The sequence below is a fragment of the Agrococcus baldri genome, from assembly GCA_900114805.1.
In the GTDB taxonomy this organism is placed as follows: domain Bacteria; phylum Actinomycetota; class Actinomycetes; order Actinomycetales; family Microbacteriaceae; genus Agrococcus; species Agrococcus baldri.
This window is the reverse complement of record FOZN01000004.1, coordinates 72,119-89,909: the sequence shown is the minus strand read 5'-3', so window position 1 is coordinate 89,909 and position 17,791 is coordinate 72,119. Positions and strand designations below refer to the sequence as shown.

Genomic DNA, 17,791 nt, shown 5'->3' with positions numbered 1-17,791 from the left:
CGCTGCCGAGCCGCTCAGCGCGGTGCAGCCAGGAGCGTCGCGACCGCCTCGGGAGGCGCGCCCTCGTGCAGCACCGTGACCAGCAGGGCGTCGATCACGGTCGCCTCGGCGATGAGCACGGCGTCGGCCGCGCGCAGCAGCGCGGTCGGCCCGTGCGCGCTCTGTCCTGCCCCGAACTCACCGGTGTCGGTCTCGACGCCCGCGCAGTCGATGCCGAGCCGCTGCAGCGCGGCGAGGGCCTGCGCGGCCGCCGTCGGTGACGGGTAGCGCACCAGCACCAGGTCGAACGGCGCGCCGGGCGCGGGCTCGGCTGCGAACGAGGCTGCCGCAGCCTCGATCGCGGCCCCGTCGACAGCCTCGGCCGCAGCGGCGCAGGCACCCCCGGCCTCGCGCGCGGCGCCGACGTGCACGATCGCGATCTCAGGCGTCGTCGCGGCAGCGGACGCCATCTCGCTCCACGCCGCCGTGCGCTCGCCGCGAGCGCTCGCCCAGCGCAGCTGCGGCAGCTCGTGCGCCATCGGCAGCAGCGCGAGCAGCCGGGCCGGGTCAGGACTCGGCGCAGGCGTCGGCCCAGGGTTCGGCCCCGGGCTCGGCCCCGCGCTCGGGCTGGGTGTGGCGGCGGGTGAGGGCGTGGCGGATGGGTCGGGCTGCGGCACCGGCGGCACGTACGGGCCGTGCACGGTCGGCACGGGCGCCAGCGGCACCTCCGTCGCCGGCGACAGCGGCGGCCGCGCCGTCTCGGCCGGCGGTGCGACGACCGCGGGCGGCTCGGTGACGGAGGGCGGCGGTGTGACCGAGACTGCCTCCGGTGCAGTCGGCATGAGGCCGCAGCCGACCATCGCCGTGACTGTCAGCAGTGCCGCGGCGACCGTGACCATCCGAGGTCCGGGCCTCATGTCCCCCATCCTGCGCGGCAGCGAAGGGGGCGCGACGGAGGCGCGGCGTCAGCAGTGCGGATCGTTGCGCATTCGTAATGCTGCGGCGATCGGCTCGATCGCGTCACGCACCGCGAGCGCGGCGGAGGAGCGGGCAGCCGTGCCCGTCCACGCGACCAGCGCGGCGCACGCGGCGGCGACGACCGCGACCGGCGCGACCGCCGCATCCGCCGACTCGGGCAGCGCGTCGTGCTCGAGCGCGAGGGCGAGCGCCGCACGGTCGACCAGCGGCTGCAGGCGGGCTGGCGCGCCATCGCGCAGCGCCTGCACGGCGCCCATCGCCTGCGCGTCCCGCAGCGCGGTCGGGGGCGTGCTGCCCCACGGCTCGACCGCCCGCGCGATCGCGTCCACCAGCCGCTGCAGCGCATCCCCCTGCCCGTCGGCGATCGCGTCGCCGGCACGCTCGATCGCGGCGTCGAGGACGCCCCAGAGCGCGTCGGCCTTCGAGTCGCAGTACGAGAAGAAGGTGCCGCGGGAGACCCCCGCGCGGCGGGCGATGTCGTCGACGCTGACCGCGTCGTAGCCGCGCTCGAGGAACAGCTCGAGGGCTGCCTCGTGGATCGTGGCGGCGCTCGACGCGCGCGGCCTTCCCGGCCCTCTCTGCGAAGTCATGCGGAATCCTTCCAGCGGTCTATTGTTGCACCCGGTATTGATATCAGCGCCGCCGTCGGCGCCCTGCGAGGAGCATCCCGTGACCACCATCTCAGCAGCCGCCCCCGCGCGGCCGCACACCGCGACCCGGCGGGTCGCCGCTGCCGCAACCGTCGGCACCGCGCTCGAGTCGTACGACTTCTACACCTACTCCTACTTCGCCGCCTTCTTCGCCGGCCCGTTCTTCTTCGCCGCCCTCGGCCCGGCGGGGGCGCTGCTGGCGTCGTTCGCGACGATCGGCATCGCCTTCGTGGTCCGCCCCATCGGCGCCGTGGTGTTCGGCCACCTCGGCGACCGCATCGGCCGCCGCTCGACGCTGCTGATCACCATTGCCCTGATGGGCGTCGCGACCGGGATGGTCGGGCTGCTGCCCACCGGCGACGGCTGGGCCCTGTTCGGCGCGGTCGCCATCGTGCTGCTGCGCATCGTGCAGGGGCTCTCGCTCGGCGGCGAGTGGGGCGGTGCGGTGCTGCTGGCGACCGAGCACGCCGACGCCCGGCGGCGCCCGTTCTTCGCCTCGCTGCCGCAGCTGGGCTCCCCCATCGGCTCGGTCGCCGCGGGCGGCCTGATGCTGACGATGTTCTTCGGGCTCGGGCCGGAGGCGATGGCGGCCTGGGGCTGGCGCATCCCGTTCCTCATCGCCATCCCGCTCATCGCGGTCTCGCTCTACCTGCGCTGGTCGATCGACGAGACGCCGGTCTTCAAGGCGCTCGCGTCGACCGGCGGGCGCGAGCGGATGCCGGTGCTCGCCGCCATCCGCACGCAGCCCGCCGCGTTCGGCGTCGCTATCCTGGTCGCCCTGCTGGGCATCGGCTCCTACTCGCTGATGAACACCTACACGATGGGCTACGGCGTCGCGACGCTCGGGTTCGACGAGATGCAGCTGCTCACCGCGGCCACCATCGGCGGCCTGCTGCAGTTCGCCGCCGTCCCCTTCTTCGGCTGGCTGGCGACCCGCATCGGCTCCGCGCGCGTGGTGGCGCTGGGCGCGCTCGGCACCCTGCTGATCGCCTTCCCCGTCTACTGGCTGCTGGGCAGCGCGACCTTCGCGGTGCTGGTCACGCTCATGGTCGTCGGCGGCATCCTGCCGACCGCATCGTGGGCGGCGCTCGGCGGCACCATGCAGGAGCTCTTCCACGGCCGCCACGCCTACTCGGCGCTCTCGGTCGCGTACGCGCTCGCCGCGGTGCTCGCCGGCTTCATCCCCTACCTCACCGCCGAGCTCGGCGTGCTCACCGGCGGCGCCTGGTGGCACCCCGGCATCGTGCTCGCCGTGCTGTCAGCGCTGACGCTCGTCGGCGCAGTCATGGCACAGCGGATGCGTCACCTCGGCGACGAGGACGCCGACGCCGCGCAGGCGCTCACCGAGGAGCGCGTCGCCGAGCCCGCCTGACACCACGCGGCCGGCCTCACCACCCGAGCGAGCCAGCATATGCAGGGCGATCTACTCTCTCAGCGCTCCGGTGCGCGCACATACCCGTAGATCCGTGCCTGCCGCCGGGGTGGCCGTGCACGGAGGCGAGAGGATGGGCGCATGGCGAGGCCGACGATCGCGCGGAGCGCGAGTGCCGAGATCGAGGTCTCGCGCTCGCGCTTCGTTGCGACGGCGCACCGCATCGACTCGCTCGACGAGCTGCCCGTGCTCGTCCGAGCAGCGCGCCGCGCCCATCCCGATGCGCGGCATGTCTGCAGCGCCGGGGTCGCCGGGCCGAACGGCGAGGCCAGCCGTTCGAACGACGACGGCGAACCGGCCGGCACTGCGGGTGCGCCGATCCTCTCGGCCATCGCCGGCCGCGACCTGACGGATGTCGCCGTGCTCGTGGTGCGCTGGTTCGGCGGCGTGAAGCTCGGCACCGGCGGGCTCGTGCGCGCCTACGGCGGCATCGCGGCGGAGGCCCTCGACGCAGCGGGCCGGCTGGCGCGCGTGCCGGCGAGCGAGCTCATCGGCACCGTGCCGATCGCCGACGCGCCCCGCATCGAGCACGCGCTGCGCAGCGCCGGCCACGAGCCGCACCTCGACTACGGCGCTGATGCCGCGGCCGCGCTGCGGCTCACCGTCGCGGACGCCGCCCTACCGGAAGCCCAGGCGCTGCTCGCGCAGCTCGGCGTCGTGACCAGCGCACACGGCGGGCTGCTGCTCGAGCTGCCGCCCCGCTGACCCCGATCCGGGCCGCCTGCCGAACTTGCGTCACCAATGGCTCGGAGCAGCCCGTCGAAGGCGCGGTCGGTGACACCTCTCGCGCGTCGGTGGCCGAAGGACGGGCATCGCGTCAGGCCAGCGAGCGCGCCACCGCGACCGCCTGCGCCGCGTAGCCGCCGCCGAACAGCATCGTGTGCACCAACAGCGGCTGCAGCTGCTGCATCGGGATGCGCTCGCGCCACCCCTCAGCCAGCGGCGAGGCCTCGTCGTAGGCGACGAGCACCCGCTCGAGCTGCGGCAGCCCGAACAGCGCGAGCATCGCCAGATCGGTCTCTGCATGGCCGCCCTGGGCGTGGGGGTCGATCAGCACGGCGCCGGTGTCGACCGCCGACCACAGGACATTGCCGCTCCAGAGATCCCCGTGGATGCGCGCCACGCCCGTGACGAGCGCGGGCTGCGGTGCGTCGAAGTCGCCCGCCGCCATCCGATCGACTGCACGCTCGACGACCGACGCGTCCTCACGGTCGAGGCGACCGCTCAGGACGCAGCGTTCGAGGATCGGCCGCACGGCCGTCGCTGCCCACGCCCCGCCCCACGCCGCGCCCCACGACCCGGCTGCCGGCTCGGCGACCGGCTCGGCGGCAGGCTCGGCGGCCGGCTCGGCGGCGGGTTCGGCCGCCCGCTCCGGTCCCGCCGCCACGGGCTCGGACGACCGCTCTCGTCCCGCCGTCACCGGCTCGGGCGCGAGGGGTGTGCGCGACGACCCCACTTCGAACGGTGGCTCCGCCCCCGTCGGCGGGCAGCAGTGCCACGGCGCGCCGAGGGCGTGGAGCTGCGCGAGGCTACGACCGAGCGCCTCCGCCCGCTGCGGGCTCGCCGCCGCCGGCTCGACCCGCGCCACCCGCAGCACCTCGCCGTCCAGCCTGGCGCGCGCGATCCTGGTGCCGCCGGCCGGCTCGGCCTCTGCGAGCCAGGCGAGACCGGCCGCCTCCATCCGCAGGGCGGCAGCGGGTCCGCGCTTGACGACCTCCATCCCCCGACCCTACGAGCAGGCGCCGCCGCGACCCGTTCCAGCCGCCGGATACCGTGGAGGCATGGCCAGAACTCCCAAGCCCATGCCGCTCTGGCTGCCGATCGTCACGGCGGTGTGCTTCGCACTGGCCGCGGTGCTGCAGACCGACACCTTCTCGACCGTCGCCTTCTCGATCGCGGCGGCGGCGCTGGCGCTCACGGCGCTCGTCCAGTGGCGCATGCGCCGCCGCGACCGATAGCGCGCCGCACCGTAGACTTGCCTCCAGCACAACCAGGCTTCATGCCGCACCTGCGGCACAGACGCGAAGCCGCGCACATCGAAAGCGAGACGCCATGAGCGCCACCACGCCCGCAACGCCCGGCATGCCGGACCGCCCCGCCCTCGAGGGACTCGAGCAGAAGTGGGATCGCCTGTGGGAGGAGGCCGGCACCTATCGCTTCGATGGCGTCGCCGCGGACGGCACCCCGCTCGAGCGTGACGCGATCTACTCGATCGACACGCCCCCGCCCACCGCATCCGGCTCGCTGCACGTCGGCCACGTGTTCTCCTACACGCACACCGACCTCATCGCGCGCTTCCAGCGCATGCGCGGCAAGCATGTCTTCTACCCGATGGGCTGGGACGACAACGGGCTGCCCACCGAGCGCCGGGTGCAGAACTACTACGGCGTGCGCGTCGACCCGACGCTCCCCTACGTCGAGGGCTTCACCCCTCCGCAGGAGGGCGGCGACAACAAGAGCTCGAAGGCCGGCGACCAGCTGCCCGTCTCGCGCCGCAACTTCATCGAGCTGTGCGAGCGCCTCACCGAAGAGGATGAGGAGAAGTTCGAGCACCTCTGGCGCACCCTCGGGCTCTCGGTCGACTGGAAGCAGTCGTACCGCACCATCTCCGACGACGCCCGCCGCACCTCGCAGCTCGCGTTCCTGCGCAATCTCGAGCGCGGCGAGGCGTACCAGGCGGATGCGCCGACACTGTGGGACGTGACGTTCCGCACCGCCGTGGCCCAGGCCGAGCTCGAGGACCGCGAGCAGCCCGGCGCCTACAGCACCCTGCTGTTCGAGAGCCAGGACGGCGAGCTGCGCATCGACACCACGCGCCCAGAGCTGCTGGCCTCCTGCGTGGCCGTGGTCGCGCATCCGGACGACGAGCGCTACCGGCACCTCTTCGGCACCACCGTGACCACGCCGGTGTTCGGCGTCGAGGTTCCTTTCGTCAAGCACGAGCTCGCCCAGGCCGACAAGGGAACGGGCGTGGCGATGATCTGCACGTTCGGCGATGTGACCGACGTCATCTGGTGGCGCGAGCTGCAGCTGCCGAGCCGCTCGGTGATCGGCTTCGACGGCCGCTTCGTCACCGACGCCCCCGAGGCGCTCGAGAGCGAAGCGGCGAAGGCCGCCTACGCCGAGCTCGCGGGCAAGACCGTCTTCAGCGCCAAGAAGACCATGCTCGAGCTGCTGCAGGCCGCCGGCCGCGTGGTCGGCGATCCGCGCCCCATCACGCACCCGGTGAAGTTCTTCGAGAAGGGCGACAAGCCGCTCGAGATCGTCTCCACGCTGCAGTGGTACATCAAGAACGGCGGCCGCGACGAGTCACTGCAGGAGCGTCTGGTCACGCACGGCCGAGAGATCTCCTGGCACCCCGAGCACATGCGCACCCGCTACGAGAACTGGGTGCACGGCCTCAACGGCGACTGGCTCATCTCGCGCCAGCGCTTCTTCGGCGTGCCCATCCCGGTCTGGTACCGGCTCGACGAGCAGGGCGAGCGCGTGCCCGGCGGCGTGCTGATGCCGAGCATCGACCAGCTGCCGCTCGACCCGACGACCGACGTGCCGGCCGGCTACGAGGAGTCGCAGCGCGGCGAGCCGGGCGGCTTCGCGGGCGAGATCGACATCATGGACACCTGGGCGACCTCCTCGCTCACCCCGCAGCTCGCCGGCGGCTGGGCGGCCGACGCCGAGCTCTGGCAGCAGATCGCACCGTTCGACCTGCGGCCGCAGGGGCAGGACATCATCCGCACCTGGCTGTTCTCGACCCTGCTGCGCTCGATGTTCGAGGACGGCAGGGCGCCGTGGAAGCACGCGGCGCTCTCCGGCTGGATCCTCGACCCCGACCGCAAGAAGATGTCGAAGTCGAAGGGCAACGTCGTCACGCCGCTGGGCATGCTCGAGGATCACGGATCCGACGGCGTGCGCTACTGGGCGGCCTCGTCGCGGCTGGGCGTCGACGCGACGCTCGACCCGCAGAACCCGAAGATGATCAAGATCGGGCGCCGCCTGGCGATGAAGGTGCTCAACGCGGCGAAGTTCGTGCTCTCGATGGAGGGCGCGCCGGGTGAGGTGACCGAGCGGCTCGACCGCGAGATGCTCGCCGAGCTCGCCTCGGTCGTGCGCACCGCGACCCGCGCCTTCGAGTCCTACGATCACGCGAAGGCGCTCGAGGTCACCGAGGCGTTCTTCTGGACCTTCTGCGACGACTACCTCGAGCTCGTCAAGGAGCGCGCCTACTCGGGCGACGAGGCGCGTCGCGGCTCCGCGATCGCGGCGCTGCGCACGGCGATCGACGTGCAACTGCGGCTGCTGGCGCCGTTCCTGCCCTTCGCGACCGAAGAGGTCTGGTCGTGGTCGCACGAGGGCTCGATCCACGTCGCCCCCTGGCCGACGCCGGACGAGCTCGGCAACGGCAGCGATGCGATGGGTGCCGGCGCGGTCGCCACGGGCGCGATCAGCATCGGCTCGACCGGCATGCTCGCGACCGTCGGCCGCGCGCTGATCGGCATCCGGAGGGCGAAGACGGATGCGAAGGCGAGTCAGAAGACGGCCGTCGCCTCCGCGGTCATCGCCGTCCCCGCCGCGCTGCGCGAGCACCTCGAGGCCGCAGCCGACGACCTCAGGGCCGTCGGACGCATCCGCGACCTCGCCCTCGTCGAGGCAGACGAGCTCGCCGTCGGCGAGATCGTGCTCGAGGAGGCCTGATGCAGATCGGCACCCGCTGGGCGGTCGGAGGCGAGCCGCCGCAGGCGGTGCCGGTCGCGATGCGCGCCGCGATCGACGACGAGGAGCGCACGCTCGCCGAGATCGGCGCCGAGACGGGCAGCTGGCGCTGGACCCTCACGTTCCTCGAGGGCCGGCCGGTGGTCGAGCTCGATGACGGCACGACGATCCGCCTCGACGGCGATGACGTGCTCGTCACCCGCGAGCCCTAGATGCGGCGAACGCCCCCGACCTTCGCGGACGGGGGCGTTCTGCTGTCGCGGATCAGCGCAGCGGGCGCATGAGCAGCTCGGCGCGCGTGTAGCTGTCCAGGATCAGGTTGATCGGGGTGGTCGCTGGGTGTGCGTCCTTGTTCGGCATGGGGTGCTCCTTCATGGGTCGTGCCCGATCAGTCGATCGGGAAGGCGTTGAACTGGATCTGGATGCGGTGGACCGGGTCAGCGGGGTCCGCGTCGACGGCGTCGGTGCCGGCCGCCTCTGCGGCGGCGACCGCGTCGCGGATGATCCGGTCGATGTCTCGCGTGAGCCTGCGCAGCTCGCTGGCGGGCAGCGTCGCGGAGCGTGAGGTGATGCGGGAGGCGTCGAGGGTGGGCTCGTCGTAGCGGTCCTCACCGGTGGCGATGTAGGTCGACAGCAGCGCGCTGTCGTGCTGCGTCCAGGCGCCGAGCACCGTCGCGCTGGCCGCTCTGCCCTCCGGCACGTCGGCGAGCTCCTTCGTCCACACGTCGACCGGGCCGACGGCGCGGCGCCACCAGCGTTCCCGACCGGTGCCGAGGGTCGGGTCATCGGTGATGAAGCCCTTGGCCTCCAGCTGCCGCAAGTGGTAGCTGGTGGATCCGGTGGACTCCCCCAGCGCGGCGGCGAGCGACGACGAGGTCTGCGGCCCGCGAGTGGTCAGGGTGTGCAGGATGCGCACCCGCAACGGGTGGGCGAGGGCAGTGAGGGATTCGAGTTCGACGGCCGGGGCCTCGCTCTCGCCGCCGGATCCGTCGACGGCGGCGTCGAGCATGACTCCAGAATACCCTTTGCAAAGACTCCTTTGCAATAGGTGTCAGATAGCTCTCGCGGTCAGTCTCGCGCGAGGATCCAGCCGTGCAGCATGGCCATCCAGCCGTCTCCATCGCGCGACCACGCACCCCACGCCTCGGAGATCGCCCGGCGCTCCCGCGCATCCGCCAGCCCGTGCCGCTGCGTCCCCTCTGCGAAGGCCGAGTGGAGCGCGCGCTCGACCCACTGGCCGCCCCAGAACGCGCGGCCCTGCGGCGACTCGAAGCACCAGGTCTCGACATCGGTCTCGATCTGCCCGAAGCCGGCTTCGCGCGCCCAGGCCTTGAGCTTGGCCCCCGCGTCGCCGTCGCCGCCATTGGCCGCCTGCAGCGCCATCATGAGATCGCGCCAGCGCGCGAGCTCGGGCGTCAGCGGATGGATGGTCGTGGCCGAGTAGACCACCTCGCGCGCCGCCACCAGCTCGCCCGCCGTGCGCCAGGCGCGGAGTGCCGCCACCGGCTGGCCCAGGTGCTGCAGCACCTGGTGCGCGTGAACGACCTCCCAGCGCGCTGCGTCGCCGCCGCCGGGACGCGGCGGGTCGTAGGCGTCGCCGACGTGGAAGGCGACGTTGGTGACGCCGGCTTGCACGGCTGCCGCACGCGCCATCTCGACCACCTCGGCGCTCGCGTCGATGCCCAGCACGGTGCCCCGCTCCCCCACGCGTCGCGCGAGATCGATCGTGATCGAGCCCGGGCCGCAGCCGACGTCGAGGATGCGCATGCCCGGCTCGATCAGCGGCGACAGGTATGCGGCCGAGTTGGCGACGGTGCGGGCGGCGTGCGCGCCGACGACCGAGGCGTGATGCCCGTGCGAGTAGGTTGCATCCGGCATGCGGGGAGTCTACGACTCGGTGACCGTCCGAGCACCCCGCCCTAGGGTGGATCCATGACCAACCCCTTCTTCGCGCCGAGCGCGCTCCCGTACCAGCTGCCGCCCTTCGCCGAGATCCGCGACGAGCACTTCGAGGAGGCGTTCGAGGCCGGCTTCGAGGAGCAGGCGACCGAGGTGCGGGCGATCGTCGAGGACGACGCGGCGCCGACCTTCGAGAACACGATGGTGCCGCTCGAGCGCTCGGGCGGCATCCTCTCCCGCGTCGCGCACGTGTTCTGGAGCATGACCTCGACCGACTCGACCCCGTTCTTGGAGGAGCTCGAGGAGCGCTACGCGCCACGCTTCGCCGCGCACGCCGACTCGATCACCCTCGACCCGGCGCTGTACGCGCGCATCCGAACCCTGCACGGGAGCCCGGCAGCGGAGTGGAGCGACGAGCAGCACTATCTGGTGGAGCGCAGGTTCACCGAGATGACGATCGCCGGCGCCGGGCTCGACGACGCCGAGCGCGATCGCCTGAAGCAGCTCAACCAGCAGATCGCGACGCTCACCACCCGCTTCGACAAGCACCTGCAGGCCGACACGAACGAGCTCGCGGTCGTCGTCGACACGGAGGCAGAGCTCGACGGGCTCTCCGACGGCGAGATCCAGGCGGCGGCATCCGCCGCAGCCGACCGCGGCCTCGATGGCAAGTGGCTCATCACCCTGCCGCTGTTCTCGGGCCACCCGTGGCTCGCCTCGCTCACGAACCGCGACGTGCGCAGGCGCGTGCTGGAGGCATCCCTCGCCCGTGGCACGCGCGGCAACGAGCACGACAACCGCGAGACGGTGCTCGAGCTGACCGCCGCCCGCGCCGAGCGCGCCCAGCTGCTCGGCTTCGCCACGCACGCGCACGCGATCACCGCCGACGAGACGGCCGGCAGCCCCGAGAACGTGATGGCGATGCTGACGAAGCTCGCCGCGCCCGCAGCTGCGAACGCGAAGGCCGAGGCCGCAGCGCTGCAGGCGCAGATCGACGCGGCCGGCGACTCGTACGAGCTCGCCGCCTGGGACTGGGACTACTGGACCGAGAAGGAGCGCACCGCGCGCTTCGACGTCGACACGGCGGCGCTGCGCCCCTACTTCGAGTCGGAGCGCGTGCTGTGGGACGGCGTCTTCCACGCCGCCACGCAGGTCTACGGCGTGACCTTCCAGGAGCGAGTCGACCTGGTCGGCTACCACCCCGACGTGCGCATCTTCGAGGTGCGGAACGAGGACGGCAGCGAGGTCGGCCTCTATCTGCTCGACCTCTACACGCGCGACTCGAAGCGCGGCGGCGCCTGGATGAACCCGCTCATCCAGCAGAACACGCTGCTCGACCACCCGACGGTCGTGATGAACAACCTCAACGTGCCCAAGCCTCCCGCGGGCACGCCGACGCTGCTCACCTTCGACGAGACCACGACGCTCTTCCACGAGTTCGGGCACGCGCTGCACGGGCTGTTCGCGCAGGTCACCTACCCCTCGTTCGGCGGCACGAACGTGTTCCGCGACTTCGTGGAGTTCCCCAGCCAGGTCAACGAGATGTGGATGCTGTGGCCGGGCATCGTCGAGCACTACGCGAAGCACATCGAGACCGGCGAGCCGCTGCCCGCCGACGTCATCGAGCGCCTGCAGGCGTCGGAGTCGTTCAACCAGGGCCACGACACGAGCGAGTACCTCGCCGCGGCGCTGCTCGACCAGGCCTGGCACGCGCGCACCGCGGGTGATGAGGTGACGGATGTCGCGGCGTTCGAGCAGGATGCGCTGGCGGCGGTCGGCCTGCTCAGCGCGACCGTGCCGACGCGCTACTCGACCGGCTACTTCCAGCACGTCTTCTCCGGCGGCTACTCGGCCGGCTACTACTCCTACATCTGGTCGGAGGTGATGGACGCCGACACGGTCGAGTGGTTCAAGGCGCAGCCGTCGATCCGGGAGGCGGGCCAGCGATTCCGCGAGCGACTGCTGGGCGTCGGCGGCTCGAAGGATCCGCTGGAGGCCTTCCGCGACTTCCGTGGCCGCGACGCGGAGATCGCGCCGCTGCTGCAGCGACGCGGGCTCGACGCCGAGTAGCGTTCCGCGCACGAGAGCCGGGGTGCCGGATCCGTCTTCGGATCCGGCACCCCGGCTCTGTCTCTCCCTGCGCTACGGGGTCAGGCCTCCCACGGGTTGCGCGATCTGGTAGGTCGGCGACTCCACGCCTCCCAGGTTGTCGGTGTAGCTCACCGTCACCCGGATGTAGTAGCCGGCGTCGGCCTCGACCGTGGTGTATGCGTTGGTCGTACCCCCGATCTCCGCCCAGCTGGCCGCGTCATCCGGCGTCAGCGTCCGCTCCCAGAGGTGAGTGAACACGACGTCCTCGACTCCGTCGCCGTCAGCCACCGGGGCCGCCAGCAGCAGCTGGCCGACCTGCGGGGCTGCCGCCGGGGCGCCCGTGTACCCGATCGACAGGCCGGTCGGCACATCGTTCCCGTTCAGGACCACCCCGGTCGTCACGGCCGAGCCCGTCGTCTGCCGCAGTCCGGCAGTGTCGATGTAGCTCGCCGTGACCCGGAGGAACTGATCCACAGCCGCGTCCGGCGGTGCGTAGGTGCTCGTCGCCGCGCCGTCCGTCACGGTCGCGGAGATCGTGACGAGCTCCTCCCACTCAGAGACGGTGTCGGGCGTATCGCCCTCGCCGGCCCACCAGGTGAACTCGATGCTGGTGAACTCGCTCACGTCGAGCGGCGTCACCCCGTCGAGCTCCATGAGGGATGCCGTGATCGGCACATCCTCGACAGGAGCATCGGTCGAGAGCGTCACCGTGCCGACAGGCTCGCACGCCTCCCAGGTGTCACCGGCATCGTTCAGCACCGCGCAGCCATCCGAGAACTGGAGTCGCTCGAAGCCGCGGATGACATCCGTGCCGTCGCTCTCCTCCGCCTCGTCGACCAGCGTGTGCTGGATCTGCCAGTACCCGTCGGGCAGCGGCGTCACCGTGTACGACGACATCGGGTTGTTATAGACCGATGTGTCGCTCGAGGTCGCAGCATCCGGATCCATCACGATCTCGCGAACGATGTCGATGTCGCCCGGGTTGAGAGTGCCTGCGAAGACTCGCGCCTGCAGGCCCTGTGCGCTGTCGAATCGCTCGCCAGTGGTTGTGTCCTCCAGCTGCACGCGCAGCATCGCGTCGCCATCGAGGTAGTCATTGCCTCCTCGTCCCTCGATGCTGTCGTTGCCGGGGCCGCCGATGATGATCATGCTGACGCCGTCGGCGTCGATCGGCGGCGTGTCCCGCATGAGCGGAGCTGCGTAGTCGTACGCGGCCCCCGTCGGCCGCAGCAGCGCCTCGAGCCCGTCGATCAGATCGAGGCTCTCCTGCGTCGCCCGGTGGAGCGGGATCTCGCTCGCGGCGACATCGTCTGCCTCCACCAGCGGTCCGCGCAGGGTGTCAGATCCTGCACCGCCCGAGAGCGCCTCGAGCAGGTCGAATCGCGACGGCAGCGGGTTGTTCGGCTCGAAGACCCGAGAGAACTGCCAGTCCGAGGTGACATCGGCGGTCTGGCCGTAGTAGGTCAGCCAGTCGAAGCCGATGTTGCCCAGGTGACGGTCGGTGCCGACTGCGGAGCCGATCAGGATGTCGTCGCCACCTTCGCCCTCGATGTCGTCATTGCCGAGTCCGCCGATCACGACGTCGTTGCCGCCCAGAGTGTCGTTCTGGAACTGGTCGGCGTTGTCGCCCTGGAGGAGGTCGGCGTGCGAGCCGCCCTCGACCCAGTCGTGCTGCTCCCCGCCGAACACCGTCATACGTCCGGAGGTTCCGAGCACCACGTCGTCGCCCATCCCGAGGAAGAACTGCGAGGCGTCGCCGCCGCCGTTGACGATGAAGTCATCGCCAAGGCCTCCGAGACCCAGGTCTGCAGCACCGGGGCCGATGTGGATGGCATCGTTGCCCTGGTCGCCATGGATGGTGTCGTCGCCGAACGAGTCGGTGATGATGTCGTCCCCATGACCGCCGAGGATGGAGTCGTTGCCGGAGCCGCCCTCGATGCGGTCGTCTCCGTCATAGCCCCAGAGCGCGTCATCGCCCTCGTCACCGGTCATCCGGTCGGCTCCCGCCGTTCCGTGCAGCTCGACGTGCTCGTCGCCGGTCCATCGCCAGCCATCGATCGCGTTGCCGAGCAGACCGGCCGGAACCGGGCTAGGCAGAGCCTCGAGGTCGATGATCGGATCCTGCAGTGCGAAGATGTTCGCCGGCAGGTGCGATGCGTCGGTGTTGCGCTGGATCAGGTCGGAGAACGAGTTCGCCTCGAGCGCGGCGAACAGCTGCTCGCCCTGGTTGCGGAAGAGGTAGTAGAACCGGTCGCCGAACTGCAGTGCTTCCAGCTGCTGCTCGAACACGAAGTTGAACGTCGATCCCAGCATGCCGCCGAAGGCGTCGATCCGCTCGGCGAGGCCGCCGACCCAGAACTCCACATCCTCGAGGCCCGTGACCGTCGTCCCGTCGACATCCGCCCAAGCACCGGTGCCGTTGATGAAGTCCAGCCTGTCGGCCGGTGCTTCCAGCGGCGCGGGTGCGAACTCCATCAGCTGGGTCTCCGTCTCCGTGTTGACCGCGAAGGTGTTGCCCAGCACGTGGATCTCGGTCGGCGAGAGCCGTTCGATCTCAGCCCGCAGGGCGGGCGTCAGACCGGTCGGCGGGAGCAGCAGGATCGGCGAGCCGTTGATGCCTGCGCCAGGTGCCGCCGCGAGTGCGTCGGGGAAGCGCGTGCCGATCGTGACGTACAGCCGGTCAGCACCATCGGGGAAGTAGCGCTTGCTGATCTCGATCGCCGTCTCGTACCGGTTTCCACCGGCGACTCGGACAACCGTTCCCGTCGTGTACTGCGCGAGCTGCGTCTGCACCGAGGCGCTCACCGACGGAGTACCGCCGAGGACGACGATCTCAGCCGGGTTGAGCCGGTCGAGCTGCTCTGCGATCACGTCCGGGATGGCATTCTGCTGCACGATCAGCACCGGCGAGCCGGACTGCGCCGCCACCGCCGCGCCAGCCAGCGCGTCGGGGAAGACCTGCCCGCTCGCGACGAACACTCGCTCGACAGGCTCGGCGAAGTTCTCCGCGATCGCTGCAGAGGTGAAGTAGCGGTTCGGGCCTGCGAGCCGGCTGACCGGAGCGTCGGTCGCGGACAGCGCGTTCAGCGAGATGATGGTCTCGTCGCTGACCGACGCCTGGTCGCCGAGCACGACGATGCGCTGGGCGTTCAGCCGCAGCAGCTCTGCGTGCGTCTCCTTCGGGATGCCGCCGGTGCGATCGTTGTTCACCAGCAGGACGGGTGCGCCCAGTGCTCCGGCGCTCAGGGCGTCGGGGAACCTCGTCGCGTTCGCGAGGTACACCACTCCCTGGTTCGGCAGGTAGTGCCGCTGCGAGAAGAGCGCGGCCGTGTGGTAGCGGTCCGTGCCCGGGAAGCGGGTGATGAACTCGAGACCGGCCGGAGCGCCGTTGACCAGGATCTGCGCCGCTTCGCGTCGCTCGTCCAGGGTCGTCGCGGCCGTCACCGTCGGGTGCGTGCCGTACGCGGCGACGAAGTTCACCAGCGACGCGTTGCTGCCGCCGCGACCGAAGTTGTTGCCGTTGCGCAGATTGAGGCCGAAGTCGACCCAGTCGCTGTACGGCTCGAGCGCGGCATCACCGGTCTCGGCGAAGAAGGTCTCCCTCGCAGCCTGCAGCGGCGGGATGCCCACGTCACGGCCTCGCAGCAGGTTGATCGTCGCGAGGTCGAGCGGCAGGCCGAGCAGGTTGTTGCGCAGCGTGTCGGTGACGTGCTCGTCGATCTGGCTGCCGATGCGGTTGGTCGTGCCGTTGATGATCGAGCCAGCTGCCTGCCCGGGCGTCAGTGTGCCCCCCAGGTCGAAGGCCGCCGGGTTCAGGAATCCGTCGAGCAGTGGCACGTCCTGCAGCCCGGTGGCTCCAGGGACGTCCTCACGGCCGATCTCCTCCGTCATCATCGAGTGGCCGAAGCGGTACACGACCTGCGCGAACTCCATGGTGATGGACGGATCCATCCCTGCGTTGTAGCTGTTCTCGTTGAACACGACCGCGTCGATGGTCGGCGCGATCGTGCGCGCGAACTCCTCGAACACGATGTGCTGGTACTGCATCTCGGTCGCGAACTTCGCGGCCTGGAAGAGCCGCTGCTCGTAGCTCCAGTCATCTGCCTGCGGGCCCGGCAGCGTCTCCTCCGCCTTCGCCGAGGGGTAGCTGTGCTCCTCGCCGCGGAACGCCGCTGCGAACTCTGCGAGCAGGGTCGGGTCGGCCATCGTCTGGTCGTTGCGCAGCAGCGCCGTGCTGGGATCGCCGCTCAGCAGCCGCTCGATCTGACCCACCATGCGGTTGTGCTCCGCGTGGAACACCGCGTGCACGGCGGTGAGGCCGATGTTCTCGTTGACACGGCCGTCGCCGGCGATGAAGTGGTCGTTCAGCGCGACGTTGTCGTAGCCGGTCAGCAGGGTGTCGGAGACCGGTGCGCCGCTCGCGTCGAACAGCGGGATCTCCGGGTCGATGATGTCGCCGTTCTCGTCGAACTGCAGCGGCACCAGGTTGCCATCGGCATCGAACAGCGGCGTGGCGCCGTGCGCGATGTCATCGAGGAAGGCGTGACCCGTGGAGAGCGCGTTCGCCGTCGAGACGGGCGACTCCAGGTTGCCCTCGACGAACGTGACGTCGTCGACCGTGGTTCCGTCCGCGACGATGAGCTGCGGCAGCCCGCGGACTGGGCCGGGGATGAAGTTGCCGTACGGGTCGACGAGCAGCTGCGGCACGGCGAGCAGGTCGCCGTCGTCCAGCGCGATGCCGAAGATCTCGTTCGCCTGGCGCTTGACGTCCGCCCAGGTCGCCATGCCGCCGGCTGCGCCCTCGAGCAGGTGTCCGGTCTCGGTGGCGTCCGCGTTGAACTCGCGCAGGAAGACCTGGTGGGCGGGGTGCGAGGAGTACGTCTGGTTCTGGTCGACGAACGGCGACGTGCGGTTCTGGAACTCCGTCGTCGCGTTGCCCTCGGCGTCCTCGATGCGGTCTGCCCGCGTCAGCACCAGGAAGTTGGTGTTGGACTCGGGGTCGTAGAGCGGGTCGTCCGCCTCCAGCGGCACGACGAGCGTGCCGTGGCCGCCCTTCGAGATCTGGTCGAGGCCGTGGTCGAAGAACTGGCCGAAGAACCCGAGGAACGTGTTGAACGGGGCAGACAGCCCCTCATCCGGTGCGGTGTTCGGCGTGCGCGCCATGTCGGTGCCGGGGATGAGCTCCGCCGTGCCCGCGTCGATCTGGTTGACGATCGCCGGGTTGCTCGTCGTCTGGTCGACGATGAGGTTGCTGACCACGCGCGGCTCTGAGTCGTAGACGAAGCCCTCCGTCTGCGCGTAGCAGGTGTCGCCCCACGGATCCATCCCGGCGCCCGGAGTTCCGGGTGCCTGGCAGATCGCGTGCGGTCCGGGAGCGGATCCCGGCGGCGTGCCGCCGAAGTTCGGCGGAGCCTCTTGGCTCGGCGCAGGCTCGCCCTCGCGCCAGACGGGGTCGAGCATGCGCGGGAACTCCTGGAGCCCGGAGCCCCAGGCGGAGCGTCCCACGAAGAGGTTGTTGTAGCTGCCGTCGACGGTGCGCACGCCGGCGGGCCGCATGACGTCGGGCACGCAGGTGCCGGTCGCGTCCTGCGGGTTGCCGCACAGCAGCGTGTAGTTCGACGGGTTCTGCTGATCGGCGGCGTGTGCCTCGGAGATCTGGATCTGCCGCAGGATGAACTCGAGGTCGTTCTGGTTCAGGACGAACGAAGGGTCCTCATCGGTCACGGCGACGGCGGGCGTCGGCGCGAGCGTGATCGAGACCGGGATCACCATCGCGAACGCCGCGACGAGCGCGAGTGCGTCTCTGCGCAGGCGTGAGCCGCGACGTTGAGGCCTGGATGGCGAGCTGCTGGGTGGGACGAGCGTTTGCACGGTGACTCCTCGTTGCTATACCCGGGGGGAGGGATCCCCCAGGGCGAGCGCCCACGGCAAGGGGTGGCAGCGTTGCCACCGATTCGCTTTCGCAGTGCCACGGGCATTGCTTGCTTCGGTTGTCGCCAATCGTTCTCGGGACGCAACCATTCGCGCAATATGCAAACACTGTGATCAGTCT

At 70.9% G+C, this 17,791-nt stretch carries 12 protein-coding genes; 6 read left to right on the top strand and 6 right to left on the bottom strand.

Annotated elements, in window-relative coordinates; genetic code table 11:
- Positions 1–14 precede the first annotated feature (14 nt).
- Together BM288_RS12035 and BM288_RS12030 are read right to left on the bottom strand one after the other, a co-directional pair.
- Complete coding sequence (locus BM288_RS12035) at positions 15–896, bottom strand: hypothetical protein (RefSeq protein WP_143103105.1); 882 nt, start codon at positions 894–896, stop codon at positions 15–17.
- 48 nt (positions 897–944) lie between these two features.
- Positions 945–1,547 (bottom strand): TetR/AcrR family transcriptional regulator, encoded by a 603-nt coding sequence (locus BM288_RS12030; RefSeq protein WP_092919156.1) that lies wholly within the window; start codon positions 1,545–1,547, stop codon positions 945–947.
- Between the two features lie 79 nt (positions 1,548–1,626).
- On the opposite strand from BM288_RS12030, the gene BM288_RS12025 reads away from it, so the two are divergent.
- Together BM288_RS12025 and BM288_RS12020 are read left to right on the top strand one after the other, a co-directional pair.
- Complete coding sequence (locus BM288_RS12025; protein WP_318255541.1) at positions 1,627–2,979, top strand: MFS transporter; 1,353 nt, start codon at positions 1,627–1,629, stop codon at positions 2,977–2,979.
- Positions 2,980–3,120: 141 nt separating this feature from the next.
- Positions 3,121–3,744, top strand: coding sequence for an IMPACT family protein (locus BM288_RS12020; protein ID WP_092919155.1), 624 nt, complete (start codon positions 3,121–3,123; stop codon positions 3,742–3,744).
- Positions 3,745–3,856: 112 nt separating this feature from the next.
- Here BM288_RS12020 and BM288_RS12015 read toward each other — a convergent pair whose 3' ends face one another.
- Positions 3,857–4,759, bottom strand: coding sequence for a fructosamine kinase family protein (locus tag BM288_RS12015; protein WP_092919154.1), 903 nt, complete (start codon positions 4,757–4,759; stop codon positions 3,857–3,859).
- Positions 4,760–4,820: 61 nt separating this feature from the next.
- Between BM288_RS12015 and BM288_RS14505 the strand changes: the two genes are divergently transcribed.
- From BM288_RS14505 to BM288_RS12005, 3 genes are all read left to right on the top strand, one after another.
- The gene (locus BM288_RS14505) at positions 4,821–4,997 is read left to right on the top strand and encodes a hypothetical protein (protein WP_177220379.1); all 177 of its coding nucleotides are present in this window, start codon (positions 4,821–4,823) and stop codon (positions 4,995–4,997) included.
- Positions 4,998–5,091: 94 nt separating this feature from the next.
- Positions 5,092–7,731 (top strand): valine--tRNA ligase, encoded by a 2,640-nt coding sequence (gene valS, locus BM288_RS12010; RefSeq protein WP_092919153.1) that lies wholly within the window; start codon positions 5,092–5,094, stop codon positions 7,729–7,731.
- On the top strand, positions 7,731–7,961 hold the full coding sequence (locus BM288_RS12005) for a hypothetical protein (RefSeq protein WP_092919152.1): 231 nt from the start codon (positions 7,731–7,733) through the stop codon (positions 7,959–7,961). Before valS ends, BM288_RS12005 begins: the two co-directional genes overlap by 1 nt.
- 176 nt (positions 7,962–8,137) lie before the next feature.
- On the opposite strand, the gene BM288_RS12000 is transcribed toward BM288_RS12005, so the two are convergent.
- A complete protein-coding gene (locus tag BM288_RS12000) occupies positions 8,138–8,758 on the bottom strand; it encodes an ArsR/SmtB family transcription factor (RefSeq protein WP_092919151.1) in 621 nt (206 codons plus the stop codon).
- Positions 8,759–8,817: 59 nt separating this feature from the next.
- Positions 8,818–9,627 (bottom strand): class I SAM-dependent methyltransferase, encoded by an 810-nt coding sequence (locus BM288_RS11995; RefSeq protein WP_092919150.1) that lies wholly within the window; start codon positions 9,625–9,627, stop codon positions 8,818–8,820.
- Between the two features lie 54 nt (positions 9,628–9,681).
- On the opposite strand from BM288_RS11995, the gene BM288_RS11990 reads away from it, so the two are divergent.
- On the top strand, positions 9,682–11,718 hold the full coding sequence (locus tag BM288_RS11990; RefSeq protein ID WP_092919149.1) for a M3 family metallopeptidase: 2,037 nt from the start codon (positions 9,682–9,684) through the stop codon (positions 11,716–11,718).
- A 72-nt stretch (positions 11,719–11,790) separates the two neighbouring features.
- On the opposite strand, the gene BM288_RS11985 is transcribed toward BM288_RS11990, so the two are convergent.
- Complete coding sequence (locus BM288_RS11985) at positions 11,791–17,511, bottom strand: peroxidase family protein (RefSeq protein ID WP_092919148.1); 5,721 nt, start codon at positions 17,509–17,511, stop codon at positions 11,791–11,793.
- Positions 17,512–17,791: the final 280 nt, after the last annotated feature.

Coding starts and splice junctions, on each gene's coding strand:
- BM288_RS12030 (WP_092919156.1), bottom strand. CDS start 1,547: ATGACTTCGCAGAGAGGGCCGGGAAGGCCGCGCGCGTCGAGCGCCGCC.
- BM288_RS12005 (WP_092919152.1), top strand. CDS start 7,731: ATGCAGATCGGCACCCGCTGGGCGGTCGGAGGCGAGCCGCCGCAGGCG.
- BM288_RS12020 (WP_092919155.1), top strand. CDS start 3,121: ATGGCGAGGCCGACGATCGCGCGGAGCGCGAGTGCCGAGATCGAGGTC.
- BM288_RS11995 (WP_092919150.1), bottom strand. CDS start 9,627: ATGCCGGATGCAACCTACTCGCACGGGCATCACGCCTCGGTCGTCGGC.
- BM288_RS12035 (WP_143103105.1), bottom strand. CDS start 896: ATGAGGCCCGGACCTCGGATGGTCACGGTCGCCGCGGCACTGCTGACA.
- BM288_RS11990 (WP_092919149.1), top strand. CDS start 9,682: ATGACCAACCCCTTCTTCGCGCCGAGCGCGCTCCCGTACCAGCTGCCG.
- BM288_RS12015 (WP_092919154.1), bottom strand. CDS start 4,759: ATGGAGGTCGTCAAGCGCGGACCCGCTGCCGCCCTGCGGATGGAGGCG.
- BM288_RS12000 (WP_092919151.1), bottom strand. CDS start 8,758: ATGCTCGACGCCGCCGTCGACGGATCCGGCGGCGAGAGCGAGGCCCCG.
- BM288_RS14505 (WP_177220379.1), top strand. CDS start 4,821: ATGGCCAGAACTCCCAAGCCCATGCCGCTCTGGCTGCCGATCGTCACG.
- BM288_RS11985 (WP_092919148.1), bottom strand. CDS start 17,511: ATGGTGATCCCGGTCTCGATCACGCTCGCGCCGACGCCCGCCGTCGCC.
- valS (WP_092919153.1), top strand. CDS start 5,092: ATGAGCGCCACCACGCCCGCAACGCCCGGCATGCCGGACCGCCCCGCC.